This is a genomic window from Kribbella sp. CA-253562, from assembly GCF_050942265.1.
In the GTDB taxonomy this organism is placed as follows: Bacteria; Actinomycetota; Actinomycetes; order Propionibacteriales; family Kribbellaceae; genus Kribbella.
In genome coordinates this window covers 3,767,133-3,787,597 of record NZ_CP192049.1, presented here as the reverse complement: position 1 = coordinate 3,787,597, position 20,465 = coordinate 3,767,133, and the positions used below count along the sequence as shown (strand labels likewise).

The following is a 20,465-nucleotide window of genomic DNA, read 5'->3' as shown; positions in this document are numbered from 1 at the left end:
CCTGCGTCCCTGCACAAGCCGGCACCTCCCGTAGGCTAGGATCTTCCGCGCAAAGCCCTGGTACTCCAACGGCAGAGAGGGCGCACTCAAACTGCGTACAGTGTGGGTTCGAATCCCACCCAGGGCACCAGAAACACCGCCGGAACTGTCGGTTCCCGCTGCGAGACTTGCTCCGTGTACGACGCCCGCATCCGGCGCTCCGCGCTGGCCTGCCTTGCCGCAGGCGAAAGCCTGAGTTCGGTCAGTCGCCGGCTCGGTGTCAGCCGCAGCGCTGTCCGTGCCTGGCGGGACGATCCTCCGCCTAGGGTCGATCCCACTGCATGTCCGCGTTGTACGGACTCGACGCTGCCGAGCGCCGCATACGCAGAACTGCTCGGCCTGTACCTCGGCGATGGTTGTCTGTCCGAGCACAGAAGGTTCGTCTACGCCCTCCGCGTCGCGTGTGACGACGTCTATCCCAACCTCATCACCGAGACTGCAGAGACCATCGCCGCGGTGAATCCCGGTCGACCGGTCCACCGTGTGCAGGCACCGGGCTGCACTCAGCTCGTCTCGTACTGGAAGCACTGGCCGTGTCTGTTCCCACAGCACGGTCCCGGCCGGAAGCACCACCGATCGATCGTTCTGGCCCATTGGCAGCGAGAGGTAGTTGCCCACTTCCCCGAACTGTTTCTTCGAGGTCTGTTTCTCTCTGACGGCTGCCGAGTCGCCAACTGGACGACCCACAGAACCAACGGAGAAGTCCGCCGCTATGACTACGTCCGCTACATGTTCTTCAACGAGTCCACGGACATCATGCGGCTCTGTCAGTGGGCACTGGACCTGCTTGCCTTGCCATGGCGGATGCCCCGCCCCAACGCTCTGTCAGTAGCCCGCCGGGAAGACGTAGCTCAACTGGACCGCATAGTCGGCCCCAAGAGCTGACAACTGCGGCCGGTCAGTTGACCGGCCGCAGCAACCACAGACTCAAAATCTATGGTTCTTTGTCTCTTGATCCTGCTCTGTGGTGTTTGTCCTTCTGTCTAGCTTGTGGCCTCTGATCCTCTTGCTCTTACTCCCGGTACGCCGGGGCGACGCCCGAGATCGCGTCGCCCATGCGGTGGACGCGGAGCGCGTTTGTGGAGCCCGGGATGCTCGGAGGCGAGCCCGCGACGATGACGACCAAGTCGCCCTTCTCCAGCTTGCCCAGTTCCAGCAGGCGCTGGTCGACCTGGCGGACCATGTCGTCGGTGTGGTCGACGGTGGGCACGATGTGGGTCTCGATGCCCCAGACGACGCTCAGCCAGGCGCTGACCGACGGGACGGGGGTGAAGGCCAGCACCGGGATCTCGGTGCGGTAGCGGGCCAGCCGGAGGGCGGTGTCGCCGGACTGGGTGAAGGCGACCAGATACTTCGCCTCGAGCGCGTCCGCCACGTCGGCGGCGGCCTTGGCGATCACGCCGCCCTTGGTGCGGGGTTCCCAGTCGATCTCGGCGACTCGGCCCAGGCCGTGTTCCTCGGTCGACTCCACGATCCGCGCCATCGTCTTGACGGTCTCGATCGGGAAGCGGCCGACGCTGGTCTCGCCGGACAGCATCACCGCGTCGGCGCCGTCGAGCACGGCGTTGGCGACGTCGGAGGCCTCGGCCCGGGTCGGGCGCGGGGCGGAGATCATCGACTCCAGCATCTGGGTGGCGACGATCACCGGCTTGGCGTTCAGCCGGGCCTGGTCGATGATCAGCTTCTGGACCAGCGGGACCTCCTCCAGCGGGAGTTCCACGCCGAGGTCACCGCGGGCGACCATGAAGCCGTCGAAGGCCTCGATGATCTCGTCGAGGTTGGCGACGGCCTGCGGCTTCTCGATCTTGGCGACGACCGGGACCCGGTGGCCCTCCTCGTCCATGATCTTGTGCACGATCTGGATGTCGGAGGCCCGCTGCACGAACGACATCGCGATCATGTCGGCCGGCAGGTGCAGGGCCCAGCGCAGGTCCTCCACGTCCTTCTCCGACATCGCCGGCACGCTCACCGTGGCGCCGGGCAGGTTGATGCCCTTGTTGTTGGACACCGGCCCGCCGACGGTGACCCGGCAGATCACGTCGGTCTCGGTCACCTCCTCGGCGACCAGAGCGATGCGGCCGTCGTCGATGAGCAGTGGATCACCGGGTTCGACGTCGCCGGGAAGCCCGTCGTACGTCGTACCGCAGATGGTCACGTCACCGGGGACCTCACGGGTGGTGATGGTGAAGCGCTCGCCGTAGGTCAAGGTGACCTTGCCTTCGGCGAACTCCGCCAGCCGGATCTTGGGGCCCTGCAGGTCGACGAGGATGCCGACGTTCTTGCCGGTCTCCTCCGCTGCAGCGCGAATCCGGTGGTAGATGCGCTCGTGCTCGGCGTGGGCGCCGTGGCTGAGGTTCAGCCGAGCGACGTCCATACCTGCTTGGACGAGTTCCAGGATGCGCTCCGGGGCGGCCGTAGCCGGGCCGAGCGTACAAACGATCTTTGCGCGACGCACGTCACAAAACCCTACTCCTACAAGACCACTGGCTCGCTGGTCCGCCCCCGTTACTGGACGGTCAACATCGCGTGACGAGCGTGGAAACACGCTTCCGGGGCAGCGAATCGTCAGGCCGGCAAGGGCCGGTAGGCCCCCACCGTGACCTCGCCGGTGAGCTCGGCGGTGACGGTCTGCAGACCCCGCGGCTGCCCCTCGGCGTACGTGATCAGCGTGACCTCACCCGGCCGGCGCAACGTGTACCCGAGCGCGAACGCGTACGCCGCTCCCCCGGTCGTCCCGTTCGTGTACGTCGTGACCGAGCGCCCGCCGACGGATTTCGTCTCCGGCCCGACCTGCCGGTGCAGGTGTCCCGAGACCAGCAGCGACGCGCAGCCGCGCGCGGCGGTCTCCTGGTACGACGACGGGTCGTGCACCACCATCGTCGAGATCGGCTCGTCCTCGGCCTGGGCGCACGCGATGTCGGCCAGCCGCTCGGACTGCTCGGCGGTGGTCTCGTCGCCGGGCGTGTCGGCGCTGCCGAGCCCGGTCCGGGTCGGGTCGCTGTCGCCGAGGAAGCGGATCCCCTCGACCTCGACCGGCTTGCTGTCCAGCACGGTGAACTTGTTGCGCCGCATCGCCTCCTCGACGAAGCCGCCGGAGTCGTGGTTGCCGGCCACCGCGACGACCTTGAGGTCCTTGAAGTGCTGGGCCAGCGAGTTGATGCTGAACGCCTCCCACTCCTGCCCCGACGACGTGTCGTCGCCGGCGTCGATCAGGACCTTCGCGCCGGCGACCTTCGCCACCTCGGCGGCGAACGGGTCCATCCCGATGTTGTCGTGCCGGTCCGAGACCAGCAGAGCGACCGTCTCGCCCTCGCCGGCGGCGCGGATCCGCCCACCGACCCGGCTGACCCGGTCGCGCAGCTGGCCGTAGAACTCCGTCGACCGCTCGTAGGTCTCGAACGCCGTCCGGATCACCCCGACTCCCCCGTCGGTGGAGAACCCGGACGCCACCTCGACGGTCTTCAGCCGGTCGTCGAACGACACCTGCGGCAGCAGCTCGCCGAGCGGCCGCCACTGCGTTGGCGGCGCCTGCGCCTGCCGCATCTGCCCGGGCCCGATCACCGACGCGACCGTCACCAGCAGCGCCACCAGTACGACGATCGCCCGGTGCTGCACCCGTCGTTCGCCCCGATGCACCAGCGCGAACAGCTCCCGCCGCCGGCGTGGACCGAGCATCGCCCACAGCGTCGCGACCAGCACCGCCACCAGCAACCCCGACCCCGCACCGGCGACCGCGTTGTCGACCGCCATCTGCTCGACGACCTCGCGGATCCGCGCGATCTCACCGTCGGGCTGGGAGGCGATCAGCGCGTCCCTGGTGAGCAGGTCGCTGAGGTTGGCGGCATCGGTCTCCTGGACGTCGAGATTGACGCCGAGCCCGAGCGGCAGGTTCATGTCGAGCCGCAGCCGGGGCAGGATCGCGCCGAGGTCGATCGTCGCGTGCGAGTCGAAGGTCGGCGAGACCTGCGCGACGTGCGCGCCGACGGTAACCCGCTCGGAGTCGTTGGCGAAGCCGAGCAGTCCGACCACCAGCGAGACGACGAACCAGAGCGCCACCAGTCCCGCCCACGGCGCCGCCCTGCGGAGCCGCGCACGGGTGATCAGTCGTCGAGGCACGACCACCAACTTAGGGGTCCGGATCAAACCCTTGGCTCAGCGGGCGCGGCGTTTCTCCAACCCGCGCCCGCTGGTCACCAGGGGTCAGACCACCAGCGGCCTGGCGGTCGGCGGGATCGGGGTCGGCAGCGTCGACGAGCCGGTCAAGAACGCGTCGACACCGTTCGCGCAGGACCGGCCCTCGGCGATCGCCCAGACAATCAGCGACTGCCCGCGACCCGCGTCACCGCAGGCGAACACGCCGTCCACCGAGGTCTGGTACGACTTGTCCCGCTTGACGTTGCCGCGCTCGTCGAGCTCCACGCCGAGCTGCTCGAGGAACCCTTCCTTCTCCGGACCGAGGAAGCCCATCGCGAGCAGCACCAGCTGCGCCGGGATGGTCCGCTCGCTTCCCGGCACCGGCGTGAACTTGCCGTCCACCAGCTCGACCTCGACCAGGTCCAGCCCGGCGACGTGACCGTTGTCGTCGGCCACGAAGTTGTTGGTCGAGACGGCGTACACCCGCTCCCCGCCCTCCTCGTGCGCCGAGGCGACCCGGTAGATCATCGGGTACGTCGGCCAGGGCTGCCCGGCCGGCCGCTCGTCCGACGGGCGCGGCATGATCTCCAGCTGGGTGACGCTGCGTGCTCCCTGGCGGTGCGCCGTACCGAGGCAGTCGGCGCCGGTGTCGCCGCCGCCGATGATCACCACGTCCTTGCCAGTGGCAACGATCTGGTTCTCGACCGTCTCGCCCAGCGCGACCCGGTTGGCCTGCGGCAGGTACTCCATCGCCTGGTGGATCCCGGCGAACTCGCGACCGGGGACCGGCAGGTCCCGCGCCGCGGTCGCACCGGTGGCGATCACCACGGCGTCGTAGCGCTGCTTGAGCTGGGTCCCGGTGACGTCCACGCCGACGTTGACGCCGGAGCGGAAGACCGTGCCCTCCTCCTTCATCTGCTGGATCCGGCGGTCGACCTGGATCTTCTCCATCTTGAACTCCGGGATGCCGAAGCGCAGCAGGCCGCCCGGCGCCGAAGCGCGCTCGTACACCGCGACGGTGTGCCCGGCGCGGGTCAGCTGCTGGGCCACCGCCAGACCGGCCGGGCCGGAGCCGACGACCGCGATCGTCTTGCCGGTCAGCCACTCCGGCGGCTGGGGCCGGACGTCGCCGGCCTCCCACGCCTTGTCGATGATCGCGACCTCGACGTTCTTGATCGTCACCGGCTCCTGGTTGATGCCGAGCACGCAGGCCGGCTCGCAGGGTGCCGGGCAGAGCCGGCCGGTGAACTCGGGGAAGTTGTTGGTCGCGTGCAGCCGCTCGATCGCCCCGGTCCAGTCGTCACGCCAGACCAGGTCGTTCCACTCCGGGATCAGGTTGCCCAGCGGGCAGCCGGAGTGGCAGAACGGAATCCCGCAGTCCATGCAGCGGCCGGCTTGCTTGCCGATGATCGGCAGCAGCGCCTTGCCCGGCCCACCGGGGTAGACCTCTTTCCAGTCCTGCTTGCGTTCCTCGACCGGACGGCGCTCGGCCACCTCGCGCGGGGTGGTCAGGAATCCCTTCGGGTCAGCCATCAGATGGCCTCCATCATCGCTCGCGTGGTGGCGTCCTCGTCCAGCCCGTCGCGCTCGGCGGCCGCCTTGGCCGCCAGCACCCGGGCGTAGTCGCGGGGCATCACCGTGGTGAACCTGGCCTCGGCGGCGGTCCAGTCCGCGAGCAGCTTGGCCGCCCGCTCCGAACCGGTCTCCTCGTGGTGACGCCGCACCAGGTCCTGCAACAGGTCGGACTCCTCGGTGGTGAGCGGGAGCAGGTCGACCAGCTCCGGGTTCACCAACGCGGGGTCCAGGTCGAGCACGTGGGCCACGCCGCCCGACATGCCCGCCGCGAAGTTCCGGCCGACGGCGCCGATCACCACGACACGTCCACCGGTCATGTACTCGCAGGCGTGGTCGCCGACCGCTTCGACCACGGCGGTGGCGCCGGAGTTGCGCACGCAGAACCGTTGCCCCGCGCCACCGTTGATGAACAGCTCACCGGACGTCGCGCCGTACGCGATCACGTTGCCGGCGATGATCTGGTCGGCCGCGTCGAACCGCGCCTCGCGGTCCGGGCGGATCACCACCCGCCCACCGGACAGGCCCTTGCCGACGTAGTCGTTGGCGTCGCCCTCGAGCCGCAGCGTCACGCCCTTGGGCACGAACGCCGCGAACGAGTTGCCGGCCGACCCGGTGAAGGTCAGGTCGATCGTGCCGTCGGGCAGCCCGGCCGCGCGGTACTTCTTGGTGATCTCGTGGCCGAGCATCGTGCCGACGGTGCGGTTGACGTTGCGGATCGGGAGCTGCGCGCGGACCGGTTCGCCGTTCTCGATGGCCGGCGCGCAGATCCGGATCAGCTCGTTGTCGAGCGCCTTGTCCAGACCGTGGTCCTGCGGCACGGTCCGGTGCAGCGAGGCGCCCTCGGGCAGCGACGGCACGTGCAGGATCGGCGACAGGTCGAGCCCGTCGGCCTTCCAGTGGTCGACCGCGCGCTCGATGTCGAGCACCTCGGCGTGGCCGATCGCCTCGTCCAGCGAGCGGAACCCGAGCTCGGCCAGGTACTCGCGAACCTCCTCGGCGATGAACTCGAAGAAGTTCACCACGAACTCCGGCTTGCCGGCGAAGCGCTCGCGCAGCACCGGGTTCTGGGTGGCGACGCCGACCGGGCAGGTGTCCAGGTGGCAGACCCGCATCATGATGCAGCCCGACACCACCAGCGGCGCGGTGGCGAAGCCGTACTCCTCGGCGCCGAGCAGCGCCGCGACCACGACGTCCCGGCCGGTCTTCAGCTGACCATCGGTCTGGACGACGATCCGGTCGCGCAGACCGTTGAGCAGCAGGGTCTGCTGGGTCTCGGCCAGGCCGAGCTCCCACGGACCCCCGGCGTGCTTGAGCGAGGTCAGCGGAGCCGCACCGGTACCACCGTCGTGACCGGAGATCAGTACGACGTCCGCGTGCGCCTTGCTGACGCCCGCGGCGATCGTGCCGACCCCGACCTCGGAGACCAGCTTGACGTGGATCCGGGCCGACGGGTTGGCGTTCTTCAGGTCGTGGATCAGCTGGGCCAGATCCTCGATCGAGTAGATGTCGTGGTGCGGCGGCGGCGAGATCAGGCCGACGCCGGGCGTCGAGTGCCGGGTGTTGGCCACCCACGGGTAGACCTTGTGGCCGGGCAGTTGGCCGCCCTCGCCGGGCTTCGCGCCCTGCGCCATCTTGATCTGGATGTCGTCGGAGTTGGTCAGGTACTCCGCCGTCACGCCGAACCGGCCGGACGCGACCTGCTTGATCGAGCTGCGCCGCGCCGGGTCGTGCAGGCGGTCGGAGTTCTCGCCGCCCTCACCGGTGTTCGACTTGCCGCCGAGCTGGTTCATCGCGATCGCGAGCGTCTCGTGCGCCTCGGCGCTGATCGAGCCGTAGCTCATCGCGCCGGTGCTGAACCGCTTGACGATCGCGCTGACCGGCTCGACCTCGTCGATGCTGATCGGCGCGCGGCCCGACTTGAAGCCGAACAGACCGCGCAGCGTCATCAGCCGCTCGGACTGCTCGTCGACGCGCTGCGTGTACTGCTTGAAGATGTCGTAGCGCCCGGTCCGGGTCGAGTGCTGCAGCCGGAACACAGTCTCGGGGTCGAACAGGTGCGGCTCGCCCTCACGCCGCCACTGGTACTCGCCGCCGACCTCGAGCTTGCGGTGCGCCGGCAGGATCCCGTCGGCCGGGTAGGCCCGCAGGTGCCGCTGGCGGACCTCCTCGGCGACGACGTCCAAGCCGATGCCGCCGAGCTTGCTCGACGTACCGGTGAAGTAGGTGTCCACCAGGTCCGGCGACAGGCCGGTCGCCTCGAAGATCTGCGCACCCGTGTACGACGCGACGGTGCTGACGCCCATCTTGGACATCACCTTGAGCACGCCCTTGCCGAGCGACTTCACCACGTTCTTGACCGCCTGCTCGGGCTCGACCCCGGGCAGGTAGGTGCCGCGCCGGGCCAGGTCCTCGACGGACTCCAGCGCCAGGTACGGGTTGATCGCGGCCGCGCCGTAGCCCATCAGGAGCGCGACATGGTGCACCTCGCGGACGTCACCGGCCTCGACCACCAGACCGACCTGGGTGCGGGTCTTCTCGCGGACCAGGTGGTGGTGCACCGCGGAGGTGAGCAGCAGCGACGGGATCGGCGCCTTCTCCGCGTTGGAGTGCCGGTCGGACAGCACCAGGATCCGGGCGCCGTCGGCGATCGCCGCTGACGCCTCGGCGCAGATCTCGTCCAGGCGCTGCTTGAGCGCCTCGCCGCCGCCCTCGACGTCGTACACGCCGCGCAGCACCATCGTCGCCAGGCCCGGCATGTCGCCGTCCAGGTTGATGTGCCGCAGCTTGGCCAGCTCGTCGTTGGTGATCACCGGGAACGGCAGCACCACCTGACGGCAGGACGCCGGGCTCGGGTCGAGCAGGTTCGACTCCGGGCCGAGCGACGACGACAGCGAGGTCACCAGCTCCTCGCGGATCGCGTCCAGCGGCGGGTTCGTCACCTGGGCGAACAGCTGCGCGAAGTAGTCGAACAGCAGTCGCGGCCGGTCGCTCAGGACGGCGATCGGGGTGTCGGTGCCCATCGAGCCGATCGGCTCGGCGCCGGTCTTGGCCATCGGGGTGAGCAGGACCCGCAGCTCCTCCTCGGTGTACCCGAAGACCTGCTGGCGGCGCGTCACCGACGCGTGGCTGTGGACGACGTGCTCACGCTCGTGCAGGTCCTCGAACCGGATCAGCCCGGCGTGCAGCCACTCGTCGTACGGGTGCTCGTCGGCCAGCGCGGCCTTCACCTCGCCGTCGGTGACGATCCGGTGCGCGTCGACGTCGACCAGGAAGATCCGGCCCGGCTCGAGCCGGCCCTTCTGGGTGATGGTCGCCGGGTCGATGTCGAGTACGCCGGCCTCGGAGGCGAGCACGACCAGGCCGTCCTCGGTGACCCAGTACCGCGACGGGCGCAGGCCGTTGCGGTCGAGCACCGCGCCGACCTTGGTGCCGTCGGAGAACACGACACTCGCGGGACCGTCCCAGGGCTCCATCAGCGTGGAGTGGAACTCGTAGAACGCGCGCCGCTTCGGGTCCATCGTGGTGGCGTTCTCCCACGCCTCCGGGATCATCATCAGCATCGCGTGCGGCAGCGACCGGCCGCCCAGGTGCAGCAGCTCCAGCACCTCGTCGAACGACGCGGAGTCCGAGGCGCCCGGCGTACAGATCGGGTACAGCTGCTCGAGGTCGCCCGGGATCAGGTCGCTGGCCAGCAGGGCCTCGCGGGCGCGCATCCAGTTCCGGTTGCCCTGGACGGTGTTGATCTCACCGTTGTGGGCGATGTACCGGTACGGGTGCGCCAGCGGCCAGGACGGGAACGTGTTGGTGGAGAACCGGCTGTGCACGACGCCGATCGCCGAGGCGAGGTCGGGGTCGGTCAGCTCGGGGAAGAACTTGTCCAGCTGGTCGGTGGTCAGCATCCCCTTGTAGGTGATGGTCCGGCCGGACAGCGACGGGAAGTACGTCGCGGTCTCCCGCTCGGCCCGCTTGCGCAGCCGGAACGCCATCCGCTCCAGGGCCAAGCCGAGCACCCGGCCGGCCTTCGCCGCGACGAACAGCTGGCGGAACACCGGCATCACCGAACGCGCGGTGGCGCCGAGCAGGTCCGGCGTGGTCGGCACGTCGCGCCAGCCCAGGACGCTGAGGTTCTCCTCGTCGGCCAGCTCCTCGATCCGGGCGACGGCCTTGGCGGCGTCGTCGGGATCCTGCGGCAGGAACGCGATGCCGGTGGCGTACCCGCGCGCGACCGGCAGGTCGAAGTCGCACACCTTGCGGTAGTACGCGTCCGGCACCTGGATCAGGATGCCGGCGCCGTCGCCGGAGTCGGGTTCGGCGCCGGAGGCACCGCGATGCTCGAGGTTGCGCAGGGCGGTCAAAGCCTTGGCCACGATGTCGTGGCTCGGTTCACCGGTCAGGGTGGCGACGAAGGCGACACCGCACGCGTCGTGCTCGTGCTTGCCGTCGTACAAACCCTCAGCGGGCCTCTGCCGGTTCAAGATGGGGGGGCGACCAAACATCCAGGGGCTCCCGTCGTCCTACGGTCAACTACTGGCCGCGGGACAACATTGGCCCAAGCCGGGAGTCCCGAGACTACCTCATGACGCCCGACAGATGGACAGTCGTTTCACCGCCGGACGCCCTTTCACCGATCAGTGTCACGCCCTGTAAGCAAGCGCTCACTCCGGTGCTCCATCTTCGCAGCAACGGCCCTGTCCGACCACCCGAATCCAGATGAACATCCGGCACTCTTTGCGGCACGCTGGGCGGCGTGCACCCCTCCTGGACACCGCTCACGGCCGGCACCGGGCAGTACAACGGCGGAGTCTGGCGTACGCCGGACGGCGCGGTGGTCAAACGCCTCGTGCGCGGGCCTGAGGAACCCCGCCACCACGCGTACTGGCGCCGGCAAGCCCTGGTGGGCGAGTCGGGGTTGCTCGAGCGCACACCGGGTCTGAGGGCGCCGGAGACGCTTGCGGTTGAGGAGGACGCTGAGGGTCTGCTGTTGTGGATGCGGTGGGTCGATCCGGTGGCGTCGGACGACCTGGTACTGGCCGCGGCGCTGGGTCGATTCGCGGCCGCTTCTGTGCCCGAGCAGGCGTGGGGTGCCCGCGACGTCCTGCGGCTTCGGCTGCAGACCGTCGCTCGGCGTGGCGGGTGGTCTTTTCTGGACGGCGTCGTCGACGATTCGTTGCTCGGGGCCCTCAAATCGCTGTGGGACCGCCGCGAGCCGTTGCTGGCGGAGCTGGAAGCGCTCCCCCGCGTGCCCACCCACGGGGACGCCCATCCGGTGAACCTGATCGGGCGCGCCGGCGACGACGTGGTCGCGATCGACTGGGAACAGTTCGGCCACGCGCCGCTCGGCTTCGACCTCGGCTACCTGCTGCTCGCCTCGTCGGGGTCGCTCGACGAACTGGTCGACGCCTTCGGGGCTCCCGCGGTGCGGCGTGGCGCCGTACTGGTTGCTGCTTACACCGCGGCCTCGCGGGCCGCGTGGTCGCTCACGCAGCCGTCGCCTGGGGAACATCTGCGCCGGTTGACCGAGTTGCGGGACGTGGTGGTGGAGGCGGCTAGCTAGCGCGCAGCCAGGCGGTTTGGAAGGCGGTGTAACTCGGGTAGCGGGTGGTGGTGGCTTCCTGCAGTACGTCGTACTGGGGTTTGGTGCCGCGGAAGGCGTCGCCTTCGCCGAGCAGGACGAGTCCGGTGCGAGCCATCACGTAGGCGGTCGTGCGGTCGTCGATCGGGGCGCCGAGGGCGAACTCTTCCGGCGCCATGAAGCGGGTGCTGCCGAACATGCGGCCCATGGTGTTGCGGTGCGGGCCGTGCACGTAGCTGTCGAGGTCGACGACGGTCAGCTGATGCTGGGTGAAGTCGTAGAGCAGGGCGCCGTCGTAGAAGTCGCCTTCGACCCAGCCCGTGGCCGTGATCTCGGCGTGCAGGTCGTAGAGGTCGTTGAGTGCGGCGATGATCCGCCCGAGCGGCAGCGCGCGGAACCTGTGGAACGGTGTGGACGGGTCGTCGCGTCGCCCGGCGGCCGTGCCGAGGTGCTCGCCGTCGCGCCAGCCGTAGACCAGGATCGGGCCGCCGGGCGACTCGATCAGCTGGTGGTATTCGGGGAGCAACGGGTGCTGGACGGTCGTCGCGAGTTGGGCGGCGTTGCGGAGGAGTTGGACGCGGGCTGGGAAGTCGAGGTAGGGGGCGTGATCGTCGGGGTCGCCGGCGGTTTTGCAGAAGTAGCGGGCGTCGCCGGTGTCCACGCCGTAGGAGATGTTGCCGGAGTCCTGGGTGTCGGCGCCGAACCGGGCAAAGATTCGTCCGAGGGATTTCAGGTAGTCGGCTGGTTGCTGGGTGATCTCCGCGGGAAACACGCGCCGGACGCTACCTCGCCCGGGGCTTCGGGGGCGATGGGTTTCGGCGGGGGCGACGTGCAGCACCGACCAAGCTCTGGCCTCGGACTGTCGCCAGGCGTGAACCACCGCCGAACAGCGGCTTCGCGGGTGGTTGATCGGTGGTGGGCGTCGGCGGGCGAAGGCGGTCAGGTACGGGGCGAAGGCCGCGTCGATCCGCGTCTGCGGGCGCCGACTTCGGCGGGGCGGACGTGCAGCACCCACCAACCTTGTGTCTTCGGCCGTCTTCAGGCGTGGAGGACTGCGGAAATTACGGCTCCGCGGGTGGTTGGTGAGTGGTGGAGGTCCGGCTCAGCCGATGCCTGGGCCGACGAGGGTGCCGACGAAGTACGTCAGCGCCGCGGCCGCGCCGCCGAGGAGGAGCTGGCGGAGGCCGGAGTACCACCAGGAGCGGGTGGTGACGCGGCTGACCACAGCGCCGCAGACGAACAGCGCGGTCAGGGACAGCACAAGGGCGGGCAGCACGTTGGAGGCGCCGAGCAGGTACGGCAGGAGGGGGACCAGGGCGCCGATGGCAAAGCACACGAACGAGGACGCGGCGGCGACGACCGGCGACGGGAGGTCGTTGGGGTCGATGCCGAGCTCCTCGCGGACGTGTTCCTCCAGTGCCTGGTCGGGGTCGGCGTGGAACTGCTTGGCGACCTTGCTGGCCAGGTCCGGGTCGAGGCCCTTCGCGCGGTAGGTCTCCGCGAGTTCGAACTCCTCGTCGACCGGATGCCGCCGGATCTCGCTCCGCTCGACCTCGATCTCGGCGCGGGCCAGCTCACGCTGCGAGGCGACCGAGGTGTACTCCCCCGCCGCCATCGAGAACGCACCCGCGGCAAGCCCTGCCAGCCCGGCCAGCACGATGAACTTCGAGCCGGACTCGGTACCGCCGTCCATCCCCGCGATCAACGCGAAGTTGCTGACCAGCCCGTCCATCGCGCCGAACACGGCCGGCCGCAGCCATCCGCCGGTGACGTCGCGATGCGTGTGGTCACCGGAGTGCTCCGGAGAACCACCCGGTACACCGGACGCGGCCGTCGCCGGCGCGGGCGAGGTTGGCGCCGCAGGTACGGCGGAGGCCGGTGTCGCCGGCGTGGCGGCGGCCGGTGTCGCTGGCGCGGGCATGGTCGGCGCCGCAGGTACGGCGGAGGCCGGCGCCACCGGCGCGGCGGAGGTCGGCGTCGCTGGCGCGGGCGAAGTAGGCGCCGCAGGTACGGCGGGGGCCGGCGCGGCGGAGGTCGGCGTCGCTGGCGCGGGCGAGGTCGGCGCCGCAGGTACGGCGGAGGCCGGCATCGTCGGCGCCGCGGAGGCCGGCGTCATCGGCCCGGCGGTGGTCGGCCTCGTCGCCCCGGCGGTGGTCGGGGTCGCCGGTGAAGCAGGCGGGCTCGATGCCGCTTGCGCTTCGTCCGCAGGCGGGGTTGGTGCCGCCTGCGATTCGTCCGCAGGCGGCGTGTTGCCTGCGGAGTTCTCGTCAGTCACGAGACCCGTCGGTCGACGGCGTGTCCGGGCCGGTGGTGGCGTCCGCCTTTGGCGTGGCTGCGGGGGTGAGCTGGTCGCCGGCCGGCACTCGGTCAGCGTCGGAAGCTCCCGTGGGACGACTCGACGGAGACTCGGCGTCAGCCGGGCGGTCCGGGCCGGAATCGCCGTCAGCGGCGGTGCCCGCGGGCGCCTCGTCCTCCGGGCGGGTGCCTTCGACCACCGGCGTGGGCTCGGCGGGAAGCGCCTCGCCGGGGGTGTCGTCGCCGGCCGCCGGCGTGGTGCGGATGTCTTCCTGGCCGGGACGTGTGCGGGCGCTGATCACGAAGTAGACCACCGCGAGTACGAACAGGATGATTGACGTCCACACGTTCAGGCGCAGGCCGAGCACGTGTTCGGCGGCGTCGACGCGGAGGGTTTCGATGAAGCCGCGGCCGACGGTGTAGGCGGCGACGTACAGGGCGAAGGCGCGGCCGTGGCCGAGCTTCCAGCGGCGGTCGGCCCAGATCACCAGCGCGATCACGCCGAGGTTCCAGATCGCCTCGTACAGGAACGTCGGGTGGTGCAGGGTCTGGCCGATGACGTTGCCGGCGGCGTCCTTGGTGTCGATCTCCAGCGCCCAGGGCAGGTCGGTGACCCGGCCGTAGAGCTCCTGGTTGAAGTAGTTGCCGAAGCGGCCGAGCACCTGCGCGAGCGCGATGCCCGGCGCCATCGCGTCGGCCACCGCGAGGAACGGCACCTTGTGCCGGCGGCAGGCGATCCAGGCGCCGAGCGCGCCGAACGCGATCGCGCCCCAGATCCCCAGCCCGCCGTGCCAGATCTTCAGCGCGTCGATCGGGTCGTCCGGCGAGTCCGCGCCGAAGTACTGCCCCCAGTCGGTGAGCACGTGGTAGATCCGCGCGCCGACCAGGCCGAACGGGACCGCCCACATGATGACGTCGGCGAGCACCTCGGCCGATCCGCCGCGGGCGACCCAGCGTTTCCGGCCGAGCCAGTAGCCGGCGAAGATGCCGGCCAGGATGCACAGCGCGTATGCACGCAGCGGCAGCCCGAAGACGTGCCAGACACCCTGGCTGGGACTGGGGATGAAGGCCGGAAGGATCACGGCGGTCAGCTGACTAGACATGGCAAGCACGAACGCTACTCGACCGCCCCCACCGCGACCACAAACCAGGGGTCACGATGGGGACTCGGAGTGCGACTATCCCTTGGCCTCGGTGACGGCCGCGGTGAGGCCTTCCGGGGTGAGCTGGTCCGACGGCAGCAGCTTGTCGTTGACGAACACCGTCGGCGTGCCCTCGACCTTGCGGGCGGTCGCGGCCTGGCCGACCGACTCCAGCCAGCCGGCGTACTTGTTGTCCTTGACCGCGGCCTCGAACGCCGGGTCGTCGATCTTCAGCTGCTTGCCCAGCTCGATCAGCTGGTCCTGGGTCCACGACTTCGCGAAGTCCGCGTACAGCTCGTCGGCGTAGCTGTTGGCCTTGCCGGCCGCGGCGGCCGCGGCGAACGCGTTCGCCAGTCGCGGCGAGTCGTCGGTCACGAAGGTCATCGGCCAGTAGGTCACCGTCGCGGTGCCGTCGGCGAGAAACTTGTCGATCGTGGAGCTGGCGTCGTCCTCGAACTCCTTGCAGTGCGGGCAGCGGAAGTCGACGTACAGGTCGATGTTCGCCTTCGCGCCCGCCTTGCCGACCTTGACGCCCTGGCCGCTGGTGCCCGGACCGGTGATCACGGTCGGTTCCGGACCGCCGTTCGAGCTGACCTCGACGCCGGAGTTGCTGCGCCAGTACTGGACGGCGACGCCCGCGCCGAGCGCGAGCACCAGGATCACCACCACGACGACGCCGGGTCCGATCCGTCGCTTCTTGCTCTCCAGCAGCGGGTTGACCGGGGCTTTGCTCTTGCTCACGACGCCGTTACTCCTGTCGATACGTGGGGATTCGATTCGAGCGCGAACTTGCTGAACGGGCGGACGAACAGCCAGCCCGCGAGGACCAGCAGACCGGTGTCGCGCAGGATCTCCTGCAGGTACCGGGTCTGACCGGCCGCGACCGTACCGCCGCCGCCGAAGCAGCCGCAGTCGATCGACAAGCCGCGGACCCAGGCGGACGAGACCGCGGCGATGAACACCACCATGAACACTCCCGCGGCCACACCGGCCGGACGGGTGCCGAAACCGACGAGCAGCAGCAGGCCGATCGCCATCTCGAGGAACGGCAGACCCCACCCCACCGGGGTCACCAGTGCCTGCGGCAACAACTCGTACGCCCGGACGGCCTGCGCGGCCATCACCGGGTCGGCGACCTTGAGGGCACCGGCCGCCAGCATCACGGCACCCAGCGTCAGCCGGGCCGCCGTCGACACCCAGGGCAGCCAGGCCCGGGTCACCGGTTGTCCTCCACCAGCTTGCCGAAGTCGTGCGCCATGTCACCGATCGCGGCGTTGGACAGCCACAGCACGGTCGCCTTCTCGTCCTTGCCGAAGCCGAGCACCTGCGCGCCGTGGCCGACCTCGTAGCCGCCGGACGGCAGCTTCTTCATGCCCTCCACCGGTACGCCGACCGCCTTCGCGATGTCCTTGATCGAGGCCAGCGACCCGGTCAGCCCGACGAACGACGGGTCGAACCGGTCCAGGTACTTGCGGATCACCGGCCCGGTGTCGCGCGCCGGGTCGGTGGTGACGAACAGCATCTGGACGTCGTTGCGGACCGGCTCGTCGAGCTTGGTCAGCGCGGACGCGACGTCGGCCATCACCGTCGAGCACACGTCCGGGCAGTTGGTGTAACCGAAGAACACCAGCGTGACCGGTTTCTTGGTCGACGTACGCAGGTTGAACTCGTTGCCGGAGGTGTCGGTCAGCGACTTGGCCGGCAACGCGTACGGCCGGTCCAGCACCGCGCCGCGCAGCCCGTTCGGGTCGGCGGAGGCGGTCCGGATCACCGCCCCGCCCGGGTTGTCGGCGGTCTGCTGGTTCTGCCCGCTCCCGCAGCCCGCGAGGGCCAGCAGAGCCACCGCGGCGACGAGGACGGCCGCGTTCCTGGTTCGACTCACGGGCGTTCTAACGAGCGGCGGCGGCCGTGGGTTCCCGCCGGACACCCGCGGCGAGACTTTCGGTCAGCGACCGGACGCCGGCCGGTCCACCGTCGCCGAGCGCCTTGACCAGCGCCGCCCCGACGATCACCGCGTCCGCGAACGCCGCGATGCCGGCCGCCTGGTCGCCGTTGGAGACGCCGAGCCCGACACCGACCGGCAGCCCGGTGGTCGCCTTGGTCCGGGCCACCAGCGGCGCGGCCAGGTCGGAGGCCTGCTCACGAGCGCCGGTGACACCCATCACAGCGGTCGCGTAGACGAAACCGCGGCAGTTCGCCGTGGTCAGAGCGATCCGCTCGTCGGTCGACGAGGGCGAGACCAGGAACACCTTGTCCAGGTCGAGCTTGTCGGCCGCCGCGATCCACTCGGCGCCTTCCTCGGGGATCAGATCGGGCGTGATCAGCCCCGCTCCCCCGGCGGCCGCCAGATCCGCGGCGAACCGGTCCACGCCGTAGCGCTCGACCGGGTTCCAGTACGTCATCACCAGCACCGGCACGTCGGCGTACGCGGTGATCTTCTCGACCGTCGCGAGCACGTCGCGGGTCCGCACACCGCCGGCCCGGGCGATCTCGGTGGCGCGCTGGATGGTCACGCCGTCCATCACCGGGTCGCTGTACGGCAGGCCGATCTCGATCACGTCGACGCCGCCGTCGACCAGCGCCTTGATCCCGTCCACGCCGCCGTCGATCGTCGGATAGCCGGCCGGCAGGTAACCGACCAGCGCGGCCCGGCCCTCGTCGCGGGCGGCCCGGATCGCGCGCCCGGCGTTGCCCAGGGCAACCACTTCCTCGCTCATGCCCGCACGTCCTTCGCGTCGATCAGCCCGAACCACTCGCCGGCGGTGTCCATGTCCTTGTCGCCGCGCCCGGACAGGTTCACCAGCAGCACGGCCTCCGGGCCGAGCTCGCGGGCGATCTCCAGCGCGCCGGCCACCGCGTGCGCCGACTCGATCGCCGGGATGATGCCCTCGGTGCGGGCCAGCAGCTTCAGCGCGTCCATCGCGGCCGCGTCGGTCACCGGCCGGTACGTCGCCCGGCCGGTCTCCGCGAGCCACGCGTGCTCCGGGCCGACGCCGGGGTAGTCCAGACCGGCCGAGATCGAGTGCGACTCGATCGTCTGCCCGTCGTCGTCCTGCAGCAGGTACGACCGCGCACCGTGCAGTACGCCGATCTGCCCGGCCGTGATCGTCGCGGCGTGCCGGCCCGTCTCGTAGCCGTCACCGCCGGCCTCGATCCCGTACAGCTTCACGTCGGTGTCCGGTACGAACGCGGCGAACAGGCCGATCGCGTTCGACCCGCCGCCGACACACGCGATCGCGGCGTCGGGCAGCCGGCCGAGCAGTTCCAGCGACTGGGCCCGGGCCTCGTCACCGATGCCACGGACGAAGTCGCGCACCATCGCCGGGAACGGGTGGCCGCCGGCCGCCGTACCGAGCAGGTAGTGGGTGTTGTCGACGCTGGCGACCCAGTCGCGCAGTGCCTCGTTGATCGCGTCCTTCAGCGTGCGCGACCCGGTCTTGACCGGGATCACCTCGGCGCCGAGCAGCTTCATCCGGGCCACGTTCAGCGCTTGGCGCTCGGTGTCGACCTCGCCCATGTAGACCACGCACTCGAGGTCCAGGTAGGCGCAGGCGGTCGCGGTGGCGACGCCGTGCTGCCCGGCGCCGGTCTCGGCGATCACACGGGTCTTGCCCATCCGCTTGGTCAGCAGCGCCTGGCCGAGCACGTTGCGGACCTTGTGGGCGCCGGTGTGGTTGAGGTCCTCGCGCTTGAGCAGGATCCGGGCGCCGGCCACGTCGGACAGCCGGGTCGCGTCGTACAGCAGGCTCGGGGTGCCGGCGTACTCGCGCAGCATCCGCTCGAACTCGTCGGTGAAAGCCTTGTCGGCCATCGCCTCCTGCCACGCGGCCGTCAGCTCGTCCAGCGGGCCGATCAGGGCCTCCGGCATGAACCGGCCGCCGAAACGGCCGAAGTGCCCGAGCTGGTCGGGCAGCAGTGTGGTCATCTCTTCGCCTTCCGACCCCGGCGGCCGAGGCCCGGAAACAGCCAACGGGCTCAACCGGAGTTGAGCCCGCGGACGGTTCGAGCCCTGCCGAGCAGGGTTCTACGTCTCAGTGACGCTGCTGGATGGCGGGGTGCGATCCGGCAGCGACCAGATCGGCGACCGAGGAGCGGGGATCGCTGCCGGTCACCAGGGTTTCACCGACGAGGACGACATCGGCCCCGGCGCGCGCGAACTCGATTACATCACGCGGGCCGCGCACGCCCGACTCCGCCACCCGGACCAGGTTGGCCGGGATGCCGGGCGCGACCCGGGCGAAGGTGTCGCGGTCGACCTCGAGGGTCTTCAGGTTGCGGTTGTTCACGCCGATCAGCTGAGCCCCGGCGTCGACCGCACGCTTGGTCTCCTCCTCGTCGTGCACCTCCACCAGCGGGCACAGACCGATCGACTGGGCCCGCTCGATCAGCGAGACCAGCGCCTCCTGCTCCAGCGCCGCCACGATCAGCAGCACCATGTCCGCGCCGGCGGCGCGGGCCTCCCACAGCTGGTACGACGACACCACGAAGTCCTTGCGCAGGACCGGGACGTCGACCCGGCCGCGGACCGCGCGCAGGTCCTCCAGGCTGCCGTTGAAGCGGCGCTTCTCGGTCAGCACCGAGATCGCCGCCGCGCCGCCCTGCTCGTACTCCCCGGCCAGCGCGGCCGGGTCGGTGATCTCGGCCAGCGCGCCCTTGGACGGGCTGGAGCGCTTCACCTCGGCGATCACCGCGATCCCGTCGCCGCGGAAGACCGGCATCGGGTCCTTGGCGTCGGGCATCCGCTGCGCCTCGAGCTTGAGGTCGTCCAGGCTGACCAGCGCCTGGCGCTCCGCGAGGTCCTCCCGGACCCCGGCGAGGATGTCGTCAAGCACAGTCATGTCGTGGTCCGTCCGTCAGGAGTGATCGCTGGACTTGGCACCGAAGCCGAGCAACTGCATGACCTTGCCGACCAGACCGCCCGCCACCGCGATCGCGGCCGAGATCCAGAACAGCACCCAGTTCGGTCCCATCACCATCGCGATCGCGCCGAGGGTGAAGCCGACCAGCACGATCACCACGGCGGTCCAGGCCGCCGGAGTGCTGCCGTGCAGGCCGCCCGCGTGGGCGTCCTCGCTCTCGTACGTCAGCTGCTGGTCCGTGGTCGTTTTGTCCGTCACCTGCGCCACTCCTCGTCGTCGTCCCAACCTATTGTGGCGGTAGCCCGCCGCGATCAGATCGTCGGGTCCTCACCCGCGTCGATCGCCTTCCACTGATCCGCGGGTGTGGCGGCCGGATCACGCTCGTAACGCTGGGTCGGCCGGCGCCAGCGATGCGCCGTCAGTACGCCGGTCAGCCCCGCCGCGACCAGGGCCAGACCCCCGGCCAGCGCCAGCCAGGGAGCCGGTCCGGTGCCCAGTCCGACGTGGTCGGTGACGGCCTGACTCAGCTCTGGCCGGAGCCGTCCCAGCTCGGTCGTGCTCGGCCGGACCTCCAGGGCCACCCACACCGCCGCGACGCCCATCAGCAGCACGAGAGCCGACAGCACCCGGCGCAGCGCCGTACCGGCGAGCTTGGCCACGACCACCGCCACGACGGCGGCCAGACCGAGCGTCAGCGGCGCGCGGGTCACGGCGTACCCGTTGAAGTCGACCGTCGGGCGACCGCTGCCCGGGTCGGCCGTCGACCAGGTCAGGTACGCCGACAGGGCGAGCAGACCCAGCGCCACCAGGGCGAGCAGGTCGACGACTCGTTGAGGGCTGCGCATCAGG

General features: G+C 70.2%; 17 protein-coding genes and 1 tRNA gene. 3 read left to right on the top strand and 15 right to left on the bottom strand.

Annotated features, from left to right (window positions below; translation table 11 throughout):
* Nucleotides 1–54: 54 nt before the first annotated feature.
* Both ACQPXM_RS17970 and ACQPXM_RS17965 read left to right on the top strand, forming a co-directional pair.
* A tRNA-Leu gene (locus ACQPXM_RS17970) sits at nt 55–130 on the top strand.
* 44 nt (nt 131–174) lie between these two features.
* Nucleotides 175–924, top strand: a complete 750-nt coding sequence (locus tag ACQPXM_RS17965) for a helix-turn-helix domain-containing protein (protein ID WP_432950011.1) — start codon at nt 175–177, stop codon at nt 922–924.
* 127 nt (nt 925–1,051) lie between these two features.
* Here ACQPXM_RS17965 and pyk read toward each other — a convergent pair whose 3' ends face one another.
* The 4 genes from pyk to gltB all read right to left on the bottom strand — a co-directional run bounded on the left by pyk (nt 1,052) and on the right by gltB (nt 10,244).
* The gene (gene pyk, locus ACQPXM_RS17960; protein WP_432950009.1) at nt 1,052–2,494 is read right to left on the bottom strand and encodes a pyruvate kinase; all 1,443 of its coding nucleotides are present in this window, start codon (nt 2,492–2,494) and stop codon (nt 1,052–1,054) included.
* 110 nt (nt 2,495–2,604) lie between these two features.
* Nucleotides 2,605–4,155 carry a metallophosphoesterase family protein gene (locus ACQPXM_RS17955; RefSeq protein WP_432950007.1) on the bottom strand — a complete coding sequence of 517 codons (1,551 nt, stop codon included), beginning with the start codon at nt 4,153–4,155 and terminating at the stop codon, nt 2,605–2,607.
* A gap of 84 nt (nt 4,156–4,239) precedes the next feature.
* On the bottom strand, nt 4,240–5,706 hold the full coding sequence (locus ACQPXM_RS17950; RefSeq protein ID WP_432950005.1) for a glutamate synthase subunit beta: 1,467 nt from the start codon (nt 5,704–5,706) through the stop codon (nt 4,240–4,242).
* Complete coding sequence (gene gltB, locus ACQPXM_RS17945) at nt 5,706–10,244, bottom strand: glutamate synthase large subunit (protein ID WP_432950003.1); 4,539 nt, start codon at nt 10,242–10,244, stop codon at nt 5,706–5,708. Before gltB ends, ACQPXM_RS17950 begins: the two co-directional genes overlap by 1 nt.
* A gap of 251 nt (nt 10,245–10,495) precedes the next feature.
* On the opposite strand from gltB, the gene ACQPXM_RS17940 reads away from it, so the two are divergent.
* Entirely contained in the window at nt 10,496–11,302 is an 807-nt protein-coding gene (locus tag ACQPXM_RS17940) for a phosphotransferase family protein (RefSeq protein WP_432950001.1), read from the top strand.
* On the opposite strand, the gene ACQPXM_RS17935 is transcribed toward ACQPXM_RS17940, so the two are convergent.
* From ACQPXM_RS17935 to ACQPXM_RS17885, 11 genes are all read right to left on the bottom strand, one after another.
* Nucleotides 11,295–12,092, bottom strand: a complete 798-nt coding sequence (locus ACQPXM_RS17935; RefSeq protein ID WP_432949999.1) for a hypothetical protein — start codon at nt 12,090–12,092, stop codon at nt 11,295–11,297. The genes ACQPXM_RS17940 and ACQPXM_RS17935 overlap by 8 nt on opposite strands.
* Before the next feature lie 330 nt (nt 12,093–12,422).
* The gene (locus ACQPXM_RS17930) at nt 12,423–13,241 is read right to left on the bottom strand and encodes a VIT1/CCC1 transporter family protein (RefSeq protein WP_432949997.1); all 819 of its coding nucleotides are present in this window, start codon (nt 13,239–13,241) and stop codon (nt 12,423–12,425) included.
* Nucleotides 13,242–13,587: 346 nt separating this feature from the next.
* Nucleotides 13,588–14,718: a prolipoprotein diacylglyceryl transferase gene (gene lgt, locus ACQPXM_RS17925; RefSeq protein ID WP_432949995.1), complete on the bottom strand. Its 1,131-nt coding sequence runs from the start codon at nt 14,716–14,718 to the stop codon at nt 13,588–13,590.
* A 75-nt stretch (nt 14,719–14,793) separates the two neighbouring features.
* Nucleotides 14,794–15,498 (bottom strand): DsbA family protein, encoded by a 705-nt coding sequence (locus ACQPXM_RS17920; RefSeq protein ID WP_432949993.1) that lies wholly within the window; start codon nt 15,496–15,498, stop codon nt 14,794–14,796.
* Complete coding sequence (locus ACQPXM_RS17915; RefSeq protein ID WP_432949991.1) at nt 15,495–15,977, bottom strand: MauE/DoxX family redox-associated membrane protein; 483 nt, start codon at nt 15,975–15,977, stop codon at nt 15,495–15,497. Before ACQPXM_RS17915 ends, ACQPXM_RS17920 begins: the two co-directional genes overlap by 4 nt.
* A complete protein-coding gene (locus ACQPXM_RS17910) occupies nt 15,974–16,639 on the bottom strand; it encodes an SCO family protein (protein ID WP_432949989.1) in 666 nt (221 codons plus the stop codon). The genes ACQPXM_RS17915 and ACQPXM_RS17910 overlap by 4 nt, the downstream gene beginning before the upstream one ends.
* 7 nt (nt 16,640–16,646) lie before the next feature.
* Complete coding sequence (gene trpA / locus ACQPXM_RS17905; protein ID WP_432949987.1) at nt 16,647–17,474, bottom strand: tryptophan synthase subunit alpha; 828 nt, start codon at nt 17,472–17,474, stop codon at nt 16,647–16,649.
* Nucleotides 17,471–18,682, bottom strand: coding sequence for a tryptophan synthase subunit beta (gene trpB / locus ACQPXM_RS17900; RefSeq protein WP_432949985.1), 1,212 nt, complete (start codon nt 18,680–18,682; stop codon nt 17,471–17,473). The genes trpA and trpB overlap by 4 nt, the downstream gene beginning before the upstream one ends.
* Before the next feature lie 106 nt (nt 18,683–18,788).
* A complete protein-coding gene (gene trpC, locus ACQPXM_RS17895) occupies nt 18,789–19,595 on the bottom strand; it encodes an indole-3-glycerol phosphate synthase TrpC (protein ID WP_077016638.1) in 807 nt (268 codons plus the stop codon).
* A gap of 15 nt (nt 19,596–19,610) precedes the next feature.
* Nucleotides 19,611–19,874, bottom strand: a complete 264-nt coding sequence (locus ACQPXM_RS17890; RefSeq protein WP_143465788.1) for an HGxxPAAW family protein — start codon at nt 19,872–19,874, stop codon at nt 19,611–19,613.
* A 53-nt stretch (nt 19,875–19,927) separates the two neighbouring features.
* Nucleotides 19,928–20,461, bottom strand: coding sequence for a Trp biosynthesis-associated membrane protein (locus ACQPXM_RS17885; protein ID WP_432949982.1), 534 nt, complete (start codon nt 20,459–20,461; stop codon nt 19,928–19,930).
* Nucleotides 20,462–20,465 lie beyond the last annotated feature (4 nt).

Bases quoted from the DNA above. Each gene is read 5' to 3' on its own strand.
- ACQPXM_RS17950 (WP_432950005.1), bottom strand. From the start codon at position 5,706: ATGGCTGACCCGAAGGGATTCCTGACCACCCCGCGCGAGGTGGCCGAG.
- gltB (WP_432950003.1), bottom strand. From the start codon at position 10,244: ATGTTTGGTCGCCCCCCCATCTTGAACCGGCAGAGGCCCGCTGAGGGT.
- ACQPXM_RS17930 (WP_432949997.1), bottom strand. From the start codon at position 13,241: ATGCCCGCGCCAGCGACACCGGCCGCCGCCACGCCGGCGACACCGGCC.
- lgt (WP_432949995.1), bottom strand. From the start codon at position 14,718: ATGTCTAGTCAGCTGACCGCCGTGATCCTTCCGGCCTTCATCCCCAGT.
- trpA (WP_432949987.1), bottom strand. From the start codon at position 17,474: ATGAGCGAGGAAGTGGTTGCCCTGGGCAACGCCGGGCGCGCGATCCGG.
- trpB (WP_432949985.1), bottom strand. From the start codon at position 18,682: ATGACCACACTGCTGCCCGACCAGCTCGGGCACTTCGGCCGTTTCGGC.
- trpC (WP_077016638.1), bottom strand. From the start codon at position 19,595: ATGACTGTGCTTGACGACATCCTCGCCGGGGTCCGGGAGGACCTCGCG.
- ACQPXM_RS17885 (WP_432949982.1), bottom strand. From the start codon at position 20,461: ATGCGCAGCCCTCAACGAGTCGTCGACCTGCTCGCCCTGGTGGCGCTG.